Consider the following 17,458-nt stretch of genomic DNA (forward strand, 5'->3'; position numbering starts at 1 on the left):
CGGCGCGTCAGCCGCGCGCCGGGGCCTTGCGGCGGAAGGGCACGTCGCGCCGCAGATAGGTCAGCGCGCGCCACACCCATTCGATCGGGCCGTACTGGAAGCGCACCAGCCACCAGTGCGCCGCGACGATCTGCACCGCGATGGCGGCCAGCGCGACCCATAGCCGTGTCGCCGCGTCCCAATCGTCGTACTTGCCCAGACCGTAATGGTAGAAGATCGGCACGAAGATCGCCGATTGCAGGATGTAATAGGTCAGCGTCAGCCGTCCCGGCGCGGCGAGCGGCTGCACCAGCCGGCGCGCGGGGCCGTCGTACAGCGCGATCACCAGCAATGCCCAGAAGGCGGTGCCCGCCAGGTCCAGCCACATATTGAGCAGCGCCCAGAAGGCGCGGTCTGCGCCCAGCCCGTAGCCCAGGCCGGAGAACCACAGGCGCAGCGGCTCGCGGGCGACGAAGAGCAGCACCGCGGCCACCAGGGCCGCCAGCAGTGCCGGCCGGCGCCAGGCGCGGCTCTTGGCGAGATCGCCGAAGAAATCGGTCCGCCCCAGCACCAGCCCGAGCAGATAGAGGCCGAGGATCTGCACCATCCGGCCATATTCGAGGAAGAACCAGTATTTGGATTGCTGCCCGGCCCACAGGTTCACCCGCAGCACCTGCCACAGGTCGCCGCCGAGATAGACCGGCATGCCCGGATCGACCGAGGATTGCGCAGGCGCATTCGCCCAACCCACCCCAAGCGCGCCGGCGACCATCTGCACGATCAGGCTGGGCCCGATTAGGCAGAACACAGCGCCGCCGAGCAGCACCGCATTGCTGCGGATCCGGTTGAAGAACAGCAGCAGGAAGCCGATCGCCGCCAGGGTCTGCATGATGTCGCCGCGATAGATCAGCGAATGGAGGAAGCCGATGCCCTCCAGCAGCAGCAACCGCCAGGCGAAGCGCGCGGTGAAGTCCTGCCCCCGCTTGGCGGCGCGATCCATCAGGATGAAGAAGCTGAATCCGAAGCACAGGGCGAGCAGCGAGAAGCTCTTGCCCATGAACAGCGCGAAGACGAAATCGGTGATCCGCCCGGGTTTTTCGCCCGCCCAGAACAGCTCGTAACTTTCGATGACATGGACGAGGAACAGCGCCATCAGCGCAAAGCCGCGCAGAACGTCGACGACGTCCAGGCGATTGGCAGGCGCGGCGGCCGGGCCGCCCGATCTTGGTTCCACGGGATGGCTGCGATGCGCTTCGGCAGTGTCAGCAGTGCCCGGCATCGGCCTCATTTACGTCTTCTTTGTCCGACAGGCGTAGCCACGCCACCATGGTTAGCGCCCTATCCCGCCGGCTGCTCTGCATCGCGCTCGTCGCGGTGCTCGCGTGCATCGTGCCCCCGGCACATGCCCAAGCGGGCGTTGCCGGTCAACCACTTGGCGTGTGCCTGCTGGCGGACAAGGGGCAGCGGGAAGACGAACTGATCCGGCACCCGGAACGGTTCGACTGTACGACGCCGCAGCATCGATTCGGTTCCGGCGATTTCTGGGCGATATCAACGACGATCGATCGGCGCTCGACCTTCGCGGCGCCGCTTGCCCTGCGCTTCGCCAGCCTGTGGCAGGCCCGGCTGGCCATCCATTTTGTCTATGCCGACGGCGCCGTGCGCAGCTGGCAGAGCGACCGCCGCGGCATCACGCCGCTGATCCAGCTGGGCGCGGTGGCGGAGCTGCCCGTGCCGGTGCGCGATCCCGCCCTGGTCCGCGTGCTGTTCCATGTCGAGGGCGCCGCCAACCTCCGGGGCGTCGCCACCGGGCTGCGCATCGCCACCCACCGCGAGGGCGAACGCGCCAATCTGGCGCTCGCCGGGCTCTACGCCGCCTTTGCCGGGGTGGCGGCGGCGCTGATCGTGTACAATCTCGCGCTATGGTGCGCGATGCGGCACCGTTTCCAGCTCCATTATTGCCTGCTGCTGGGCGCGCTGCTCGGCTATACCTTCAGCTCCTCGGGCGCACTGGCCTGGGCGGCGCCGATGCTGGCCAACAACGACCGGCTGCGGCTCAACTACCTGTTCATCGGGCTGGCGGGTGGTGCCGCGGCGCTGTTCACCCGCAGCTTCTTCGACGACCAGACATTGCCGCGCTGGCTCGACCGCGCCAGCCGGTTCGCCGCGATGGCGGTGCCGGTCTCGGCGCTGGCCGTCGCGGTGCTCGGCGCGGTGCAGCTGCGCCTCGCCGACCTGCTCTATACGCTGGCCTTTGCCGGGCTGCTGGCGATCGTGGTGCCGACGCTGTGGGGCGCGTGGCGGCAACGCTCCAACTTCCTGTGGCTGTTCGCGATTGCCTGGAGCGCGCCGATCCTGCTCGCGGCGGTGCGGATCGGAGCGGCACTGCGCATCGTGCCCTGGAACTTCTGGATCGACAATTCGACCATCCTGTCGATGGGGCTGGAGGCGCTGGTCTCCTCGCTGGCCGTTGCCTACCGGATCAAGTTCCTTCGCGACGAGCGCGACGCGGCGATCACCCGCGAGGTGGTCGCCCGCAAGCTGGCCGACATCGATCCGCTCACCGGCCTGCTCAACCGCCGCGCCTTCCTCCACCGCGCGATCGGGCGCGCCGAGGCCCAGCAGCTGCTCCTCGTCGACATCGATCATTTCAAGCGGGTCAACGAAACGCTGGGACATGACGGCGGCGACGAGGTGTTGCGCCTGTTCGCCGCCGCGCTGCGCCACGCCGCGCCCGATCCGGTGCTGATCGCGCGGATGGGTGGCGAGGAATTCGCGCTGCTCACCCCCGCGATCCAGCGGATCGAGCCCGAGGCGCTGCTCGCCAGCCTGCGCCGGGTCCGCATGCCGTTCGACCTGACGATCACCTCGAGCATCGGCAGCTGCAGCGGCGCGCTCGCCACCGATCTCGACTGGAAGGCGCTGTATCGCTGCGCCGACTCGGCGCTGTTCGAGGCCAAGGCAGCCGGCCGCGACCGCGCCCGGGCGCTGCGACTCGACGCGGCCTGAGCTTGCCTGTTCCCGCCATCGCGTGTAGGTTGGCGACAGGGAGAATGGGGAAAATGCAGCGTCACAAGCGCCTGTTGCTGGTTGCCGGAGCCGTCGCGCTGCTCGTCGCGATTACGCGCCCCTCGCCCCCGCATGCCGATTTCGAGCTGCTGATGCACCGCGTCGGCGATACCGCGCCCCAGCAGGTCCATGCCGCGGTCGACCTGGGCGTGCTCGCCGTATCGGTGCTGGTCACCTGGAGCGGCCGCCTCGCGCGCTGACGCGCGCAGCCCAACCTCGGAATGTGCCGTAGAGACGGAACGCGCAAGCTGCGCGAGACGTCTGCATGCGCGTAAAAACCGCGCTTGCATGGCAAAATCGGGTTGCTTACACTGATGTCAATGACAAAGCCCGAAATGGTCTGGAAGACCGCCTATCGGCATCCAGGAGAGTGGGATCGCAGCTACGCGTTGCGGTCCATGGTAGACCTATTCGAGGAGAGCGCCGCGGCCCATCCGCACGCCCCGCTCCTCGATTTCATGAGTCGCATCTACAGCTATGGCGAGGTGCTGGACGGCGCCAATCGCGTCGCCTGCGGGCTGCGCGCGCTGGGCTATGGCCCGGGCGACCGGATCGGGCTGTTCCTGCCCAATGTGCCGCACTATGTCGCCGCCTATTACGGCATCCTCAAGCTGGGTGCGACGGTGGTGAACTTCTCGCCGCTCTACTCGGTCGAGGAACTGGCGGCGCAGGTCGCCGACTCGGGCACCAGGCTGCTCTTCACCCTTTCGGCCACCGCCTTGCTCCCCACCGCGCTCAAGGTGCTGGAGAAGAGCGAGCTGGAGCGGCTCGTCGTCGGCTCGGTCGCCGGCGCGCTGCCAACCGCCAAGTCGCTTTTCTACCAACTGTTCCGCGGCAGCGAGGTGACCGCCCGCCCGCACGATCCGCGCATCCTCGCCTTCTCCAAGCTGATCGCCAACAAGGGCGATTGCCCCCATCCGACCATCGATCCCGCGCGCGACGTCGCGCTGATCCAATATACCGGCGGTACCACCGGCACGCCCAAGGGCGCGGTGCTCACGCACCAGAATCTCTCCGCCAATGCCCGCCAGGTGGCGGAGCTCGATCCCGATCTCGGCAAGGTCGAGGATTCGCTGCTCGGCGTACTCCCCTTCTTCCACGTCTTCGCCAATACCTGCGTGCTCAACCGCACGGTGATCACCGGCGGCAAGATCATCATGCTGCCGCGCTTCAACGCACAGCAGGTGCTGAAGGAACTGCGCCGCACCAAGCCCCGCTCGCTGCCCGGCGTGCCGACAATGTACCAGGCGCTGCTCGACGCGCCGGGGATGAAGCCCAGCGACTTCGCCTCGCTGCGCTTCTGCATCTCGGGCGGCGCGCCACTGCCCGAGCAGCTCAAGCTCAACTGGGAATCGGTGACCGGCGCGCACATCATCGAAGGCTATGGCCTGTCGGAGAGCTCGGGCGTGGTCTCGGCCAATCCCTATGTCGGGCTCAACAAGAGCGGCACGATCGGCCAGCCGATCGCCGGCACCCGCGTGCGGCTGGTCGACAAGGAGGATCCGCGCAAGCCCGCCCCCGAGGGCGAGCCGGGCGAGATCGTGGTGCAGGGCCCGCAGATCATGCAGGGCTATTGGAACCGGCCCGAGACCGATGTCGGCACCTTCGTCGACGATCACTGGCTGCGCACCGGCGATGTCGGCATCATCGACGAGGACGGCTATATCCACATCGTCGACCGGCTGAAGGACATGATCGCGGTCGGCGGGTTCAAGGTGTTCCCCAGCCAGATCGAGGCGGTGCTCTACACCCATCCGGCGGTTAAGGAGACGCTCGTGCTCGGGCTGCCCGATCCGTATCATGGCGAGCTGCCGCACGCCTATGTCGCGCTCAACGACGGCATGACGGCCGATGCGAAGGAGATGTGCGGCTGGCTCAACGCCCAGCTGGGCAAGCATGAGCGCGTGGCGGAAGTCGTGATCCGCGACGCCTTGCCGAAGACGATGATCGGCAAGCTCAGCCGGAAGGATTTGCTGGCGGAGGTGAAAGCCGGGCGGTGATTCTCGCCCGAGTCACCCTCACCCTTCCGGCGCTGCGCGCCTCCCTCCCTCTCCCGCAGGCGGGAGAGGGATAGAAGCTCAATGCCCTCTCCCGCCTGCGGGAGAGGGAGGGGACCCGCCGCCGCAGGCGGTGGGGAGGGTGAGGGTGAGTGGGGGCAGCTCAGTCCCCAGCCTTACCCCCGCCAAACATCACCGCCTTCAAGTTCATGAACTCGTGCAGCCCCCAGGGCCCGAGCTCGCGGCCATGGCCGGAAAGCTTGATGCCCCCGAACGGCGCGGCCGGCACCGAGGCGAGCAGCGAATTCACCGCCGTCATCCCCGCCTCGATTTCGCGCGCGAAACGCTCCACCTCGGCCTCGTCCTGCGTCCACACCGAAGACCCCAGCCCGTACGGCACGTCGTTCGCCAGCGCGATCGCTTCGTCGATATCCGCGACCTTGTAGACAGCCGCGACGGGACCGAAGATCTCTTCCTTCGCCACGTCGCTTTCCGGATCGAGACCCACCAGCACACCCGGCGTCATCCACGCCCCCTCCCGATCGATCATCACCCCGCCGGTCAGCAGCGTCGCGCCCGCCGCCTTGGCCTTCTCGACCTGCTCCAGCACGGTATCGCGCTGCTGGACGCTGGAAAGCGGCCCCATCACCGTTTCCTTGTCCATAGGATCGCCGATCTTCACCGCTTCCATGCCGGCGACGAACTTCGCGAGGAACGCATCGTACACATCGGCATGGACGATCATCCGCTTCGAGCAGATGCAGCTCTGCCCGGCATTCTGCACCCGCGCGGTCACCGCGGTCTTCACCGCCGCATCGAGATCGGCCGAGGGCATGACGATGAACGGATCCGAACCGCCCAGCTCCAGCACCACCTTCTTGAGCGCGCGGCCCGCGGCTTCGGCCACCTTGGCACCCGCGCCTTCCGAGCCGGTGAGCGTCACCGCCACCACCCGCTTGTCGGCGATGATCGCATCCACCTTGCCGGACTTGATCGCGAGATTCTGGAACAGCCCCTCGGGGGCGCCGGCCTTGCGCGCCATCTCCTCCATCGCCGCCGCACAGCCCTGCACCGACGACGCGTGCTTGAGCAGCGCGACATTGCCCGCGAGGATCGTCGGCGCGAGGAAGCGCACCGCCTGCCAGTAGGGGAAATTCCACGGCATCACCGCCAGCACCGGCCCCAGCGGCAGCCACCGCGCAACGGCGTGGCCGGTCGGCGTCTTGACGGTGGTCGGCGCCAGATAGGCGGGGCCATACTCGGCATAATGGCGGAAGCCGGAGATGCACTTCTCCACCTCGGCCAGCCCCGCGGTGATCGTCTTGCCCATCTCGCGCACCGCCAGTTCGGCGAGATGCTGCTTGTTGGCTTCCCAGGCGTCGGCGATCTTGGTCAGCAGCGCGGTGCGCGTCTCGATCGAGGTTTCGCGCCACTGCTTGTACCCGGCCGCAGCACGCGCCAGCGCCGCCTCGATCCCGGCATCGTCCAGCTCGGCGATGCGATCGACAATCTCGCCGTTTGCCGGGTTGATGATTTCGAACATCTGCAAGTCTCCTTCGCGCTTCCCAACGCGGACCTAGGCGCAGGGTGCCAGGGGCGGCAATCATACTGCCGTCCATTGCCCTCGTAGCGACTTGCCAAGCGCCCCGCGCCCGAACACGATGCCGCATCTGTCCTGCCGGAGACCTTCATGCGCCTCGTCCCCCTCGCTCTTCTCCTCAGCGCCGCGATCCCCGCGACCGCGCTCGCGCAGGACGGGCCCAATCGCCTGTTCACCGGCAGCGACCTGTTTTCGCTCGAACAGGCCAGCGACCCGCAGGTCAGCCCGGACGGGAGCAAGGTCGCCTATGTCCGCCAATCGGCCGACATCATGACCGATCGCGGCCGGGCCAGCATCTGGCTGGTCGACGTGAAGACCGGCAAGCAGACCCCGCTCGTCGCCGGCACCGGATCGCACAGCCAGCCGCGCTGGTCGCCCGACGGCAGCCGCCTCGCCTATGTCTCGAGCGCCGAGGGCGGCGCGCCGCAGTTGTTCGTCCGCTGGATCGCCACCGGCGCCACCGCACGCATCACCGGCCTGCCGGACAGCCCGCAGGGCATCGCCTGGTCGCCCGACGGCACGCAGATCGCCTATACGATGACGGTGCCGGGCGAAGGCATGTCGCTCGGCAGCCAGCCGCCCAAGCCCGAGGGCGCCAAATGGGCCGAGCCGCTGGAGGTGATCGACCGTGTCACCTACCGCGCCGATGGCGGCGGCTATCTCAAACCCGGCTCGGACCATCTCTTCGTCATATCGGCGGACGGCGGTGCACCGCGCCAGGTGACCTTCGGCAAGTTCGACGATGCCGGCCCGCTCGCCTGGTCGAACGACGGGCGCACGCTCTTCTTCGGCAGCAACCGCCGCAAGGATTGGGAGCGCGAGCCCAACGACAGCGAGATCTACGCGGTCGACGTCACCTCCGGCGCGCTGACCCAGATCACCAAGCGCTACGGCCCCGATGCCGCGCCGGTGCTCTCGCCGGACGGGACCCGCATCGCCTATCTCGGCTTCGACGACACGCATCGCAGCTTCCATAACACCCAGCTCTACGTGATGAACCGCGACGGCAGCGCCAGCCGGTCGCTCACCGCCGGGCTCGACAAGAGCATCGACGGCGCGGTGTGGGCCAAGGACGGCCGCAGCCTGTTTGTCTCCTATGACGATCACGGCCGCAAGCAGGTCGCGCGCATCGGCCCGGACGGCAAGGTCAGCACGGTGGCGACCGGCCTCACCGGCGGCGGGCTCGACCGGCCCTATACCGGCGGCGACTTCACCGTTTCGAGCGGCGGCACCATCGCCTATACCGGCGGCGACGCGCTGCATCCGGCCGACATCTATGTGAACGGCAAGCGCCTCACCCATCTCAACGACACCGTGCTGGCCGCCAAGACGCTCGCCCCGGTGACTCCGCTGGCGGTGACCGCGCCCGACGGCCGCAAGATCGACGCCTGGCTGGTCACCCCGCCCGGGGTGAAGCCCGGCACCCGCGTGCCGACGATCCTGGAGATCCATGGCGGCCCACACACCGCCTATGGCCCCGGCTTCTCGACCGACTACCAGCTCTATGCCGCGCATGGCTATGCGGTGCTCTACGCCAACCCGCGCGGCAGCACGTCCTACGGCGAGGAATTTGCGGACCTGATCGACAAGAAATATCCGGGCGATGATTACGGGGACCTCATGGCCGCGGTCGACGCCGCGATCGCGTCGGGCGTCGCCGATCCCGACAATCTCTTCGTCACCGGCGGATCGGGCGGCGGCGTGCTCACCGCCTGGATCGTCGGCAAGAACGATCGCTTCAAGGCCGCCGCCACGCAGAAGCCGGTGATCAACTGGATCAGCGAGGCGCTGACCATGGACGCCACCGGCTTCACCTCGCGCTACTGGTTCGCCAAGCAGCCCTGGGAAGACCCGATGAGCTACTGGAACCGCTCGCCGCTGAGCCTGGTCGGCAACGTCAAGACGCCGACGCTCGTCGTCGTCGGCAGCGAGGATTACCGCACCCCGGTGAGCGAATCGGAGCAATATTATGCCGCGCTCCAGATCCGCGGCGTGCCCACCGCGCTGGTGAAGGTGCCCGGCGCCAGCCATGGCGGCTTCACCGCGCGGCCCAGCCAGTCGGCGGCCAAGGCCGCGGCGATCCTCGCCTGGTTCGATCGCTACCGCACCGGTGCCAAGCCTGCCGATAGGTGACCCGGCTCCGGACCTAGTGAACTGCCGCCTACACCCCGAACCGTCATCCCGGCGAAAGCCGGGATCCAGACGCCTCTCGGTGCAAGTTAGAGCCGTGGCGGAGACCCCAATGGATCCCGGCTTTCGCCGGGATGACAGTTGAGTGGAAGCCTGCCGAAGAAGTCTGCGCACAAATACCCGCCGCAGCCCGGTTGCCATCGGGCCCCGGCCTGCCGCATAGCGGGGCATGGCTACCCAAGCGGATATCACGGCGCTCTCCTTCGAAGAGGCGCTGAAGGAACTGGAGAAGATCGTGAGCCGGCTGGAGAGCGGCGAAGCGGCCCTGCAGGAGGCGATCGACCTCTATGAGCGCGGCGACCAGCTGCGCCGGCAATGCGCCGCCCGGCTCGACGCGGCGCAGGCCCGGATCGAGGCGATCCGCACCGATGCCGACGGCCGCGCCGCCGGCACCACGCCCTTCGCGGCCGGCTGAGGCGTGGCGAGCGTGACGCACGCATCGCTCGCGCTCGAATCGGCGCTGCGCCAGGTCGCAGCCGAGATCGACGCCCAGTTCGACCGGCTGCTGGAAGTCCCGGACGATCCCCGCGCCGACCTGTACCGCGCGATGCGCCACGCCGCGATCGGCGGCGGCAAGCGGCTGCGGCCGCTGCTGGTGTTCGCGACCGCGCAGCTGTTCGCGGTCGACAAGACCTGCGCTGCGCGCGTCGCGACCGCGCTCGAATGCATCCATGTCTATTCGCTGATCCACGACGATCTGCCGGCAATGGACGATGACGACGTGCGCCGCGGCAAGCCCACCGTGCACAAGGCGTTCGACGAAGCCACCGCGATCCTGGCGGGCGACTGCCTGCACGCCCTCGCCTTCGAGATCCTCGGCCATGAGGCGACGCATCCGGACCCCTATGTCCGCGTCGAGCTGATCGCCGAACTCGCCCGCGCCTCGGGCCCATCGGGCATGGCCGGCGGCCAGATGATGGACCTGGAGGCGGAGAAGGCGAGCTTCGATCTCGCCACCGTCACCCGGCTCCAGGCGATGAAGACCGGCGCGCTGATCTCCTGTGCGGTCGAAAGCGCGGCGATCCTCGGCCGCGTCTCGCCCGAGGGCCGCACGGGTCTTCGCGGCTATGCCCGCGATATCGGCCTCGCCTTCCAGATCGTCGACGACATCCTCGATGCCGAGGGCGACGAGGCGCTGGTCGGCAAGAAGCTGGGCAAGGACGGCGCGGCGGGCAAGGAGACCTTCCTGTCGCTGCTCGGAATCGATCGCGCGCGCGAACAGGCGCGGATGCTGGTCGACCAGGCGATCGCCCATCTCCACGCCTTCGGCCCCGAAGCCGATCTGCTGCGCGACGTGGCGCGCTTCACGCTCGAACGCGACCGGTAAGGACCGGGGGAGACGCCGCATGCACAGCCGTATCGGGGTCTATCCCGGCACCTTCGATCCGATCACCCGCGGCCATATGGACATCATCCGGCGCGGCGCGAAGCTGGTCGACCGGCTGGTGATCGGGGTCACCACCAACCCCTCCAAGTCGCCGATGTTCACCGTCGAGGAGCGGATGGCGATGGTCCGCCGCGAGGTGGAGGGGCTGCCCGGCACGATCGAGGTGGTCAGCTTCGATTCGCTGCTGATGGACTTTGCCGAGCGCGAACGCGCCAGCGTGATCGTCCGCGGCCTGCGTGCCGTGGCGGACTTCGAGTACGAATATCAGATGGCCGGCATGAACCAGCAGATCAACGACCGGATCGAGACGGTTTTCCTGATGGCCGATGTCTCGCTCCAGCCGATCGCCAGCCGGCTGGTGAAGGAAATCGCGATCTATGGCGGCCCGATCCATCGCTTCGTGACCGAGACCGTCGAGGCCGATGTCGCCGCCCGGGTCGAGCTGCTCGGCCGCAAGGGCAGCAGCTAACATCAACGTGACGTGCGCCGGGCTTTGCGCTGCCCGGCGATTGCGGTAGAGCCGCGCATTCACCAGAAAACGAGTGGGAAGTTCGATGCGTTTCCTAGCCACGATGGCCGTCATGGCCGCCACGCTGTTCGCCGTGCCGGCGCTGGCCCAGGGCGGCGGGGGCAAGCCGAAGCCCGTCATCGAACCGTTCAAGGGCGTCAATGCCGATGTGAACACCCGCCCCGCCGTGCTGGTTCCCGCCGACCCGGAGAACACCTGGGTGCTCGATCTGTCGACCGGCGGCCGCGTGCTGATCCGCCTGCGTCCGGGCGTCGCGCCCAAGATGGTCGAGCGGATCAAGACGCTCACCCGCCGCCATTTCTATGACGGCCTGACCTTCCACCGCGTGGTCGACGATCCCTATAACATCGCCCAGGGCGGCGATCCCAAGGGCGACGGCACCGGCGATTCGGACCTGCCCAACGTGCCCGCCGAGTTCAGCTCGCTCCCGCACGTCCGCGGCACCGTCTCGGCGGCGCGCCGCGGCGCGGCCGACAACGCGACGGCCGAGCAGAAGACCGAGGCGGAGAACAGCGCGAATAGCCAGTTCTTCATCATGATGCAGCCCAAGCTTGCCTTCGACCACGACTATACCGTGTTCGGCCGCGTCACCTCGGGCATGGAGTGGGTCGACAAGATCGAGCGCGGCGAGCCGCCGCAGCACCCGACGGTGATCATCCACGCCTATATCGAATCGGACAATCCCCCGGCCTATCAGCCGCTGGCCCCCGCCACCCCGGCGGCGACCGGCCCGACGCTGATCCCGGTGGGCCCGACCGCACCCGCCAAGGCCGCACCGGCCGCGAAGAAGCCGGCACCGAAGAAGAAGTGATCGACCGCCACCCGTGAACGTCGACCTTTTCGATTTCGAACTGCCCAACGAGCGGATCGCGCTGCGCCCCGCAAGCCCGCGGGACTCCGCCCGCCTGCTGGTGCTGGACGGCGTGGAGACGCGCGACGCGATCGTCCGCGACCTGGCGGCGCAGCTCCGCCCCGGCGACTGCCTGGTGTTCAACGATACCCGGGTGATCCCCGCCCAGCTGGAGGGCACGCGCGGCGAGGCCAGGATCGGCGCGACGCTCCACAAGCGCGAGGGGCCGCGCCGCTGGCGTGCCTTCATCCGCAACGCCAAGCGGCTGCGCGACGGCGACGCGATCGATTTCGGCCCCGATGCGATCGCCATCGCTTCGGACCGCGCCGAGGACGGCAGCTTCGTGCTCGACTTCCAGGGCGACGAGCCGGTCGAGCTGCTGCTGGAGCGCTGCGGCCGCATGCCGCTGCCGCCCTATATCGCCTCCAAGCGCCCGACCGACGCACGCGACGCTGATGATTACCAGACGATGTTCGCGGCCGAGCCGGGCGCCGTCGCGGCACCTACCGCCGCGCTGCACTTCACGCCCGCGCTGATGGCCTCGCTGGAAGCGGCGGGCATCGGCCATACCACGCTGACGCTGCACGTCGGCGCGGGCACCTTCCTGCCGGTCAAGGCCGAGGACACCGCCGACCACAAGATGCACGCCGAATGGGGTCGCATCACCCCCGAGGTCGCCGATCGGCTCAATGCGGTGCGCGCCGCGGGAAACCGCATCATCGCGGTGGGCACCACCAGCCTTCGCCTGCTGGAGAGCGCGGCGGACGAGCATCGCGTGATCCAGCCCTTCGAGGGCGATACCGCGATCTTCATCACGCCCGGCTATCGCTTCAAGGGCGTCGACGGGCTGGTGACCAATTTCCACCTCCCGCGCTCGACGCTGTTCATGCTGGTCTCGGCGCTGATGGGGCTGGATCGCATGCAGGCGGCCTATGCCCATGCGATCGAAACCGGCTATCGCTTCTACAGCTATGGGGATTCGAGCCTGTTGCTCCCCGCCCGCTGAAGGGATTTCGATGCGCCTGTTCCTGCTGCTCGCCGCCTGCACCGCCGCCCTGCCCGCCGCCGCGCAGCAACGTCCCGCGCCCGAGGCGATCACGGTCAACGCACCCGGCGCGCAGCCCCAGGCGACGGTGATCGCCGAGCCGGTGGCGCTGCTGATCGCCGGGTTCGACAGCGACGGCGACGCACGCGTCACCCGCGCGGAGTTCGACGCCGGCCTCAAGCGCAGCTTCGACAGCGCCGATACGGGGCATAGCGGCAGCCTCGGCTATATCGCCTATTCGGACTGGTCGCTGCGCTGGATGGGCGATCGCAACACCCTGCCCAGCCCATTCGAGATGGACCGCGACGGCGACAACAAGGTGAGCTGGGCCGAATTCCAGGACCGCTTCGCGCTGATCTGGGCGCGCTTCGACAAGAACAAGGACGGCGTGATCGAGCGCAGCGAGCTGGTGACGATCCGCCCGCCCGCGTTCAACCCGATGGACGGCAAGCGCAAGCGCCGCTGAGCGTGCCCTAGCCCGTGCCCCTGCGAAAACAGGGGCCCAGGGTTGGATAGGACGTCGCGCGTGGCCCTGGCCCCCTGCTTTCGCAGGGGCACGGGCTGGCGTTCAGGCGGCCACACCCCTTTTGCCGCGATGGGCTAGCATCACATGGGGGACGCCCGCTAGGATCGCTCCACATGTCGGGAAATCACGCGCACGGCCATCACCACGGCCATTCACACGGGCACGGCCACGCGCATGGCCATGGCCACAGCCATGCGCCTGCCGATTTCGGCCGCGCCTTCGCGATCGGGACCGCGCTCAACATCGCCTTCGTGGTGATCGAGGGTGGCGCGGGCATCTGGACCAACTCGATGGCGCTGCTCGCCGATGCCGGGCACAATCTGTCCGACGTGCTCGGCCTGCTGATCGCCTGGGTGGGCGCCGAGCTCGGCAAGCGCCCGGCGACGCCGCGCTTCACCTATGGCCTGGGCGCGTCGTCGATTCTCGCCGCGCTCGCCAACGCGCTGCTGCTGCTGATCGCGGTCGGCGCGATCCTGCTCGAGACGATCCAGCGCTTCGCCGATCCCCCCGCCGTCGCGCCGATCCCGGTGATGCTGGTGGCAGGCGCGGGCATCGTCGTGAACCTCGGCACTGCGCTGCTCTTCGCCCGCGGGCGCGAGCACGACATCAATGTCCGCGGCGCCTATCTCCACATGGCCGCCGATGCCGCGGTGTCGGCCGCGGTGGTAGTCGCCGGCGCACTGATCTGGTGGACGGGCCTGCGCTGGATCGACCCGGCGATCAGCCTCGTGGTCGTCGTGGTGATCCTGGTCGGCACCTGGGGGCTTTTGCGCGAATCGCTCACCATGGCGCTGCAGGCGGTGCCCGATCGCATCGATCTGGAGGCGGTGGAGCAGGCGCTGCTCGCCCAGCCGGGCGTCACGCGCGTCCATGATCTCCATGTCTGGCCGATGAGCACCACCGAGACGGCGCTCACTGCGCATCTCGTCATTCCCGATGGTCATCCAGGTGACGCATTTCTAATTAATCTTCAGCATCGGCTCGCGCACGATTTCCGGATCGAGCACAGTACGGTACAGATAGAGTTGGGCAACGGGGCGGAGTGCCGGATGCATGGACCTGGTAGCGGACATGGTTGAGACGAGCGCCGTAGCGGCCCGCCCGCTGGACCTCGTCATCTTCGATTTCGACGGCACGCTGTCCGACAGCGGCGACTGGTTCGTCTCGGTCGCCAACGATCTCGCCGAGCGGTTCCGCTTCCGCAAGATCGCGCCGGACGAGGTGGAGATGCTCCGCCGCAAGAGCTCGCGCGAAGTGATCGACTTTCTCGGCATCTCGCGGTGGAAGATGCCGTGGATCGCGCGCTACGTTCGCAAGCTGGTGAGCCGCGAGGCGCACCGAATCGAGCTGTTCCCGGGCACACCCAATCTGCTCGAACGGCTGGTCGAGATGGGCGTGAAGCTGGCGCTGGTCACCTCCAACTCGGAGGAGAATGCCCGCAAGATCCTGGGCCCGCGCCATGCCGCCAAGATCCATTATTATGCCTGCGGCTCGTCGCTGTTCGGCAAGGCGCCCAAATTCCGCCGCGTGCTGCGCAAGATGGGCGTCGAGCCCCACGCCGCACTGGCGATCGGCGACGAGACCCGCGACGTCGATGCCGCGCGCGAAGTCGGCATGCGGGCGGGATCGGTACTGTGGGGCTATGCCGCGGAGGATCTGCTGACCGGCATGTCTCCCGACGCGGTGTTCCGCACGCCGGAGGATATCGTAAGTTACGTCAGCAAGCACCGAGGCTGAGGCTCGGCACCACCGGTTAAGCCGTCATCCCGGCGGAAGCCGGGATCCATTCGCTTGTGCGCCTCGGCTCATTGGAAAACGGAGCGCCAATGGATTCCGGCTTTCGCCGGAATGACGGACATGCGGGTCGGGCTAGCTCAAATATCCAGCGCCCAGCCGTCGCGGCCCTTGGGATCGGGCGGCGTGACCGGCACGTAGCGGGCAGCGCCCGCCGCAAGCCGCAGGATCGTCCAGTCGCCGCGGCGGTCGACTGCTTCGAGCGTGCAGCCGCATGCCTCGAACGCTGCCACCACCTGCGCCCGCTGCGTCTCCAGCAGCCCGGCCAGCACGATCGTCGCGTTCGGCGCGGCGATCGCGGCGAGCTCGGGCGCCATCGAGACCAGCGGCCCCGCCAGGATGTTGGCGATGACGAGGTCGTAGGGCGCCTTGGCAGTAATCGTATCGGACAGCGCGCCGTCCGCCACCACCAGGTCGACGCCTTCGATGTCGTTGGCTACGGCATTCTCGCGCGTCACGTCGACCGCGGCGGGATCGATGTCGGTCGCCATCACCTTGGCCTCGGGCCAGAGATGCGCGCCGGCGAACGCCAGCAGCCCGGTCCCCGTGCCCACGTCGATGATGTTCGCAAACGTCTTGTCCGAAAGCCCGTCGAGCATCGCCAGGCAGCCCGAGGTCGTCGCATGGTGCCCGGTGCCGAAGGCGCGGCCCGCGTCGATCAGGAACGCCCGACCGCCCTCCGCCGCCTCCACCGGATGCGCGCTGGTGTGGACGACGAAGCGCCCCTCGCGGATCGGCTCCAGTCCTTCCTGGCTGAGCGTCACCCAGTCCTGCGCCGTCAGCGCCTCGACCTCGGGCGCGATACCCGCCGCACTCGGCACCAGCGCCTTCAGCGCGGCGAGCATCGCGGCATCGGGCTCGTGCTCGCAATAGGCATCGAGCCGCCAATGCTCGACATCGTCCTCCACCGTCTCGGTGGTCATCAGCACCGCGTCGATCTCGATCGTGCCCGCGTCGATCGACTCCGCCTCGGCGCGGGTGCAGGGCAGGCTGACCTTCCAGCTGTCGATCTCAGCGGACATAGCTGGCTCCATTGGCGTCGAGCACCGCGCCGGTCATCGAGGGGGGCGCATCGAGCGCGCAGAACTTGGCGATGGCGGCGATTTCCTCCGGGCTCGCGACGCGGCCGAGCGGGATGTCCGCCAGCAGCTTGTCGCCGCCGCGGCTCGCCAGATAGTCCTCGGCCATACCGGTCATGGTGAAGCCGGGGCAGATCGCGAAGGCGAGGATGCCCTCCCCCGCATAGCCGCGCGCGATCGACTTGGTCATGCCGACCATGCCCGCCTTGGAGGCAGCATAATGCCAGTGCGCCGGGCTGTCACCACGATAGGCGGCGCGGCTGGCGACGTTGACGATGCGGCCGCCGCTCTTGCGGTCCTGCCAGTGCCGCACGGCGAGCCTGCACAGTTCGGCCGAGGCCGTGAGGTTGACGCGTATCGTGCGCTCCCAGCCATCGACCCAGTCGTCATGCGCGGCGTCGAGCGGGTTGGCCTCGAAGATGCCGGCATTGTTGATCAGTACGTCGATCCGGCCGTCGAGCACCTCAAGCGCCTGGGCCCAGAGCGCCTGCGGGGCGGCGGGATCGGTGAAGTCGGCGGGAATACCGGTGCGAGTGCCCTGGCCGACTAGCGTCACGCGGGCGTCGTCGCCCAGCAGCGCCGCCGTCGCCGCGCCGATGCCCCGGCTGCTGCCGGTGAGGAGGATATGGGTCGTCATGGGCCTGCCCTAGCGCGGGCGCGGGGGCGCGTCACCCCGGCACGCAGGCCTCAATCGTGGAGCACCGCCACGCCCAGGGCACCGAGATTGACCGTCAGCTGGACGCTCAGCGCATGGTCCATCTGCGGCCGCGCACCGCCCCGCCCGAAGCGGTACTGGTTGAGATAGCCGATATCGGCATTCAGCGCCTTGCCCAGCGGCACCGCGATGCCGAGCAGGTTGCGCATCCGCTCATAGCCGGCGCGCTGGCCCCAGCTGGTGCTGTTGGGCAGCAGGAAGCTCTCATGGCTGGCGAACAGCGCCAGTCGCGGCCGTCCGAGCGGGAGATTGTAGCGGAGCAGCGGCCGGATCCGCACGCCGATGCCGCTGCCGACGGTGCTAAATCGCTCGTCGATCCGGAAGCGGCCGGCCAGACGCCCGCGGTTGAACACGATCTGCTGGCGAATGCGGTCCTCGTCGGGCGCGAGATTGGCGCTGTGAAAGCCGACGCGCCGATAGCCGACGCCGAATTCGACGCCCTTCGCAATCTGCCAGCCGAGCAGCGCGCCATATTCGGTGGTGTAGATGCCGTCCTGCCGATCGCTCGTGCGCGCGATCTGCTCCAGCGTCACGCGCACCTGCTTGGTCATCGGCACGATGACGTTGAGCTGCTCCCAGGCCTGCCGATCTTCCTGCTGCGCGCAGGCAGGTGCGACACCGGTGAGCAACAAAAGCGCGGCACAAGGAAAAGTACGGGACATCGGACGGCGATGCCACGGCCGGGGACCACGGATCAA

General features: G+C 68.3%; 17 protein-coding genes. 12 read left to right on the forward strand and 5 right to left on the reverse strand.

Annotated features, from left to right (window positions below; all coding sequences use genetic code 11):
* Positions 1-7 precede the first annotated feature (7 nt).
* Positions 8-1,258: a DUF418 domain-containing protein gene (locus tag ABIC65_RS09915; protein ID WP_354308359.1), complete on the reverse strand. Its 1,251-nt coding sequence runs from the start codon at positions 1,256-1,258 to the stop codon at positions 8-10.
* Positions 1,259-1,305: 47 nt separating this feature from the next.
* Here ABIC65_RS09915 and ABIC65_RS09920 point away from each other — a divergent pair, with 47 nt between their 5' ends.
* The 3 genes from ABIC65_RS09920 (at position 1,306) to ABIC65_RS09930 (ending at position 5,048) form a co-directional block, all read left to right on the forward strand.
* Complete coding sequence (locus tag ABIC65_RS09920) at positions 1,306-2,988, forward strand: GGDEF domain-containing protein (protein WP_354308361.1); 1,683 nt, start codon at positions 1,306-1,308, stop codon at positions 2,986-2,988.
* Between the two features lie 53 nt (positions 2,989-3,041).
* The gene (locus tag ABIC65_RS09925) at positions 3,042-3,248 is read left to right on the forward strand and encodes a hypothetical protein (RefSeq protein ID WP_121074081.1); all 207 of its coding nucleotides are present in this window, start codon (positions 3,042-3,044) and stop codon (positions 3,246-3,248) included.
* A 120-nt stretch (positions 3,249-3,368) separates the two neighbouring features.
* Complete coding sequence (locus ABIC65_RS09930) at positions 3,369-5,048, forward strand: AMP-binding protein (protein WP_354308363.1); 1,680 nt, start codon at positions 3,369-3,371, stop codon at positions 5,046-5,048.
* 160 nt (positions 5,049-5,208) lie between these two features.
* On the opposite strand, the gene ABIC65_RS09935 is transcribed toward ABIC65_RS09930, so the two are convergent.
* Entirely contained in the window at positions 5,209-6,588 is a 1,380-nt protein-coding gene (locus tag ABIC65_RS09935; protein ID WP_354308364.1) for an NAD-dependent succinate-semialdehyde dehydrogenase, read from the reverse strand.
* 147 nt (positions 6,589-6,735) lie between these two features.
* Between ABIC65_RS09935 and ABIC65_RS09940 the strand changes: the two genes are divergently transcribed.
* The 9 genes from ABIC65_RS09940 (at position 6,736) to ABIC65_RS09980 (ending at position 14,909) form a co-directional block, all read left to right on the forward strand.
* Positions 6,736-8,778 carry a S9 family peptidase gene (locus tag ABIC65_RS09940; protein WP_354308366.1) on the forward strand — a complete coding sequence of 681 codons (2,043 nt, stop codon included), beginning with the start codon at positions 6,736-6,738 and terminating at the stop codon, positions 8,776-8,778.
* A gap of 226 nt (positions 8,779-9,004) precedes the next feature.
* Positions 9,005-9,250, forward strand: coding sequence for an exodeoxyribonuclease VII small subunit (locus ABIC65_RS09945; protein WP_121074070.1), 246 nt, complete (start codon positions 9,005-9,007; stop codon positions 9,248-9,250).
* Between the two features lie 3 nt (positions 9,251-9,253).
* Entirely contained in the window at positions 9,254-10,162 is a 909-nt protein-coding gene (locus tag ABIC65_RS09950; protein ID WP_436286723.1) for a polyprenyl synthetase family protein, read from the forward strand.
* 19 nt (positions 10,163-10,181) lie between these two features.
* Positions 10,182-10,691: a pantetheine-phosphate adenylyltransferase gene (gene coaD, locus ABIC65_RS09955; RefSeq protein ID WP_354308369.1), complete on the forward strand. Its 510-nt coding sequence runs from the start codon at positions 10,182-10,184 to the stop codon at positions 10,689-10,691.
* 85 nt (positions 10,692-10,776) lie between these two features.
* Positions 10,777-11,562, forward strand: coding sequence for a peptidylprolyl isomerase (locus ABIC65_RS09960; protein WP_354308370.1), 786 nt, complete (start codon positions 10,777-10,779; stop codon positions 11,560-11,562).
* 13 nt (positions 11,563-11,575) lie between these two features.
* Positions 11,576-12,607: a tRNA preQ1(34) S-adenosylmethionine ribosyltransferase-isomerase QueA gene (gene queA, locus ABIC65_RS09965; protein ID WP_354308371.1), complete on the forward strand. Its 1,032-nt coding sequence runs from the start codon at positions 11,576-11,578 to the stop codon at positions 12,605-12,607.
* 10 nt (positions 12,608-12,617) lie between these two features.
* Positions 12,618-13,112, forward strand: a complete 495-nt coding sequence (locus ABIC65_RS09970; RefSeq protein ID WP_354308372.1) for an EF-hand domain-containing protein — start codon at positions 12,618-12,620, stop codon at positions 13,110-13,112.
* Positions 13,113-13,285: 173 nt separating this feature from the next.
* Positions 13,286-14,251 carry a cation diffusion facilitator family transporter gene (locus ABIC65_RS09975; RefSeq protein WP_354308374.1) on the forward strand — a complete coding sequence of 322 codons (966 nt, stop codon included), beginning with the start codon at positions 13,286-13,288 and terminating at the stop codon, positions 14,249-14,251.
* Entirely contained in the window at positions 14,226-14,909 is a 684-nt protein-coding gene (locus tag ABIC65_RS09980) for an HAD hydrolase-like protein (RefSeq protein WP_354308375.1), read from the forward strand. Before ABIC65_RS09975 ends, ABIC65_RS09980 begins: the two co-directional genes overlap by 26 nt.
* A 137-nt stretch (positions 14,910-15,046) precedes the next feature.
* Here the strand turns inward: ABIC65_RS09980 and ABIC65_RS09985 are convergent, their stop codons facing one another.
* The 3 genes from ABIC65_RS09985 to ABIC65_RS09995 are packed head-to-tail and all read right to left on the reverse strand — an operon-like array spanning position 15,047 to position 17,422.
* Positions 15,047-15,988 carry a 50S ribosomal protein L11 methyltransferase gene (locus tag ABIC65_RS09985; protein ID WP_354308377.1) on the reverse strand — a complete coding sequence of 314 codons (942 nt, stop codon included), beginning with the start codon at positions 15,986-15,988 and terminating at the stop codon, positions 15,047-15,049.
* On the reverse strand, positions 15,978-16,682 hold the full coding sequence (locus ABIC65_RS09990) for an SDR family NAD(P)-dependent oxidoreductase (RefSeq protein ID WP_354308378.1): 705 nt from the start codon (positions 16,680-16,682) through the stop codon (positions 15,978-15,980). Before ABIC65_RS09990 ends, ABIC65_RS09985 begins: the two co-directional genes overlap by 11 nt.
* 50 nt (positions 16,683-16,732) lie before the next feature.
* On the reverse strand, positions 16,733-17,422 hold the full coding sequence (locus ABIC65_RS09995) for a DUF2490 domain-containing protein (protein ID WP_354308379.1): 690 nt from the start codon (positions 17,420-17,422) through the stop codon (positions 16,733-16,735).
* Between the last annotated feature and the right edge of the window lie 36 nt (positions 17,423-17,458).

This window comes from Sphingomonas trueperi (assembly GCF_040545665.1).
Classification (GTDB): Bacteria; Pseudomonadota; Alphaproteobacteria; order Sphingomonadales; family Sphingomonadaceae; genus Sphingomonas; species Sphingomonas trueperi_B.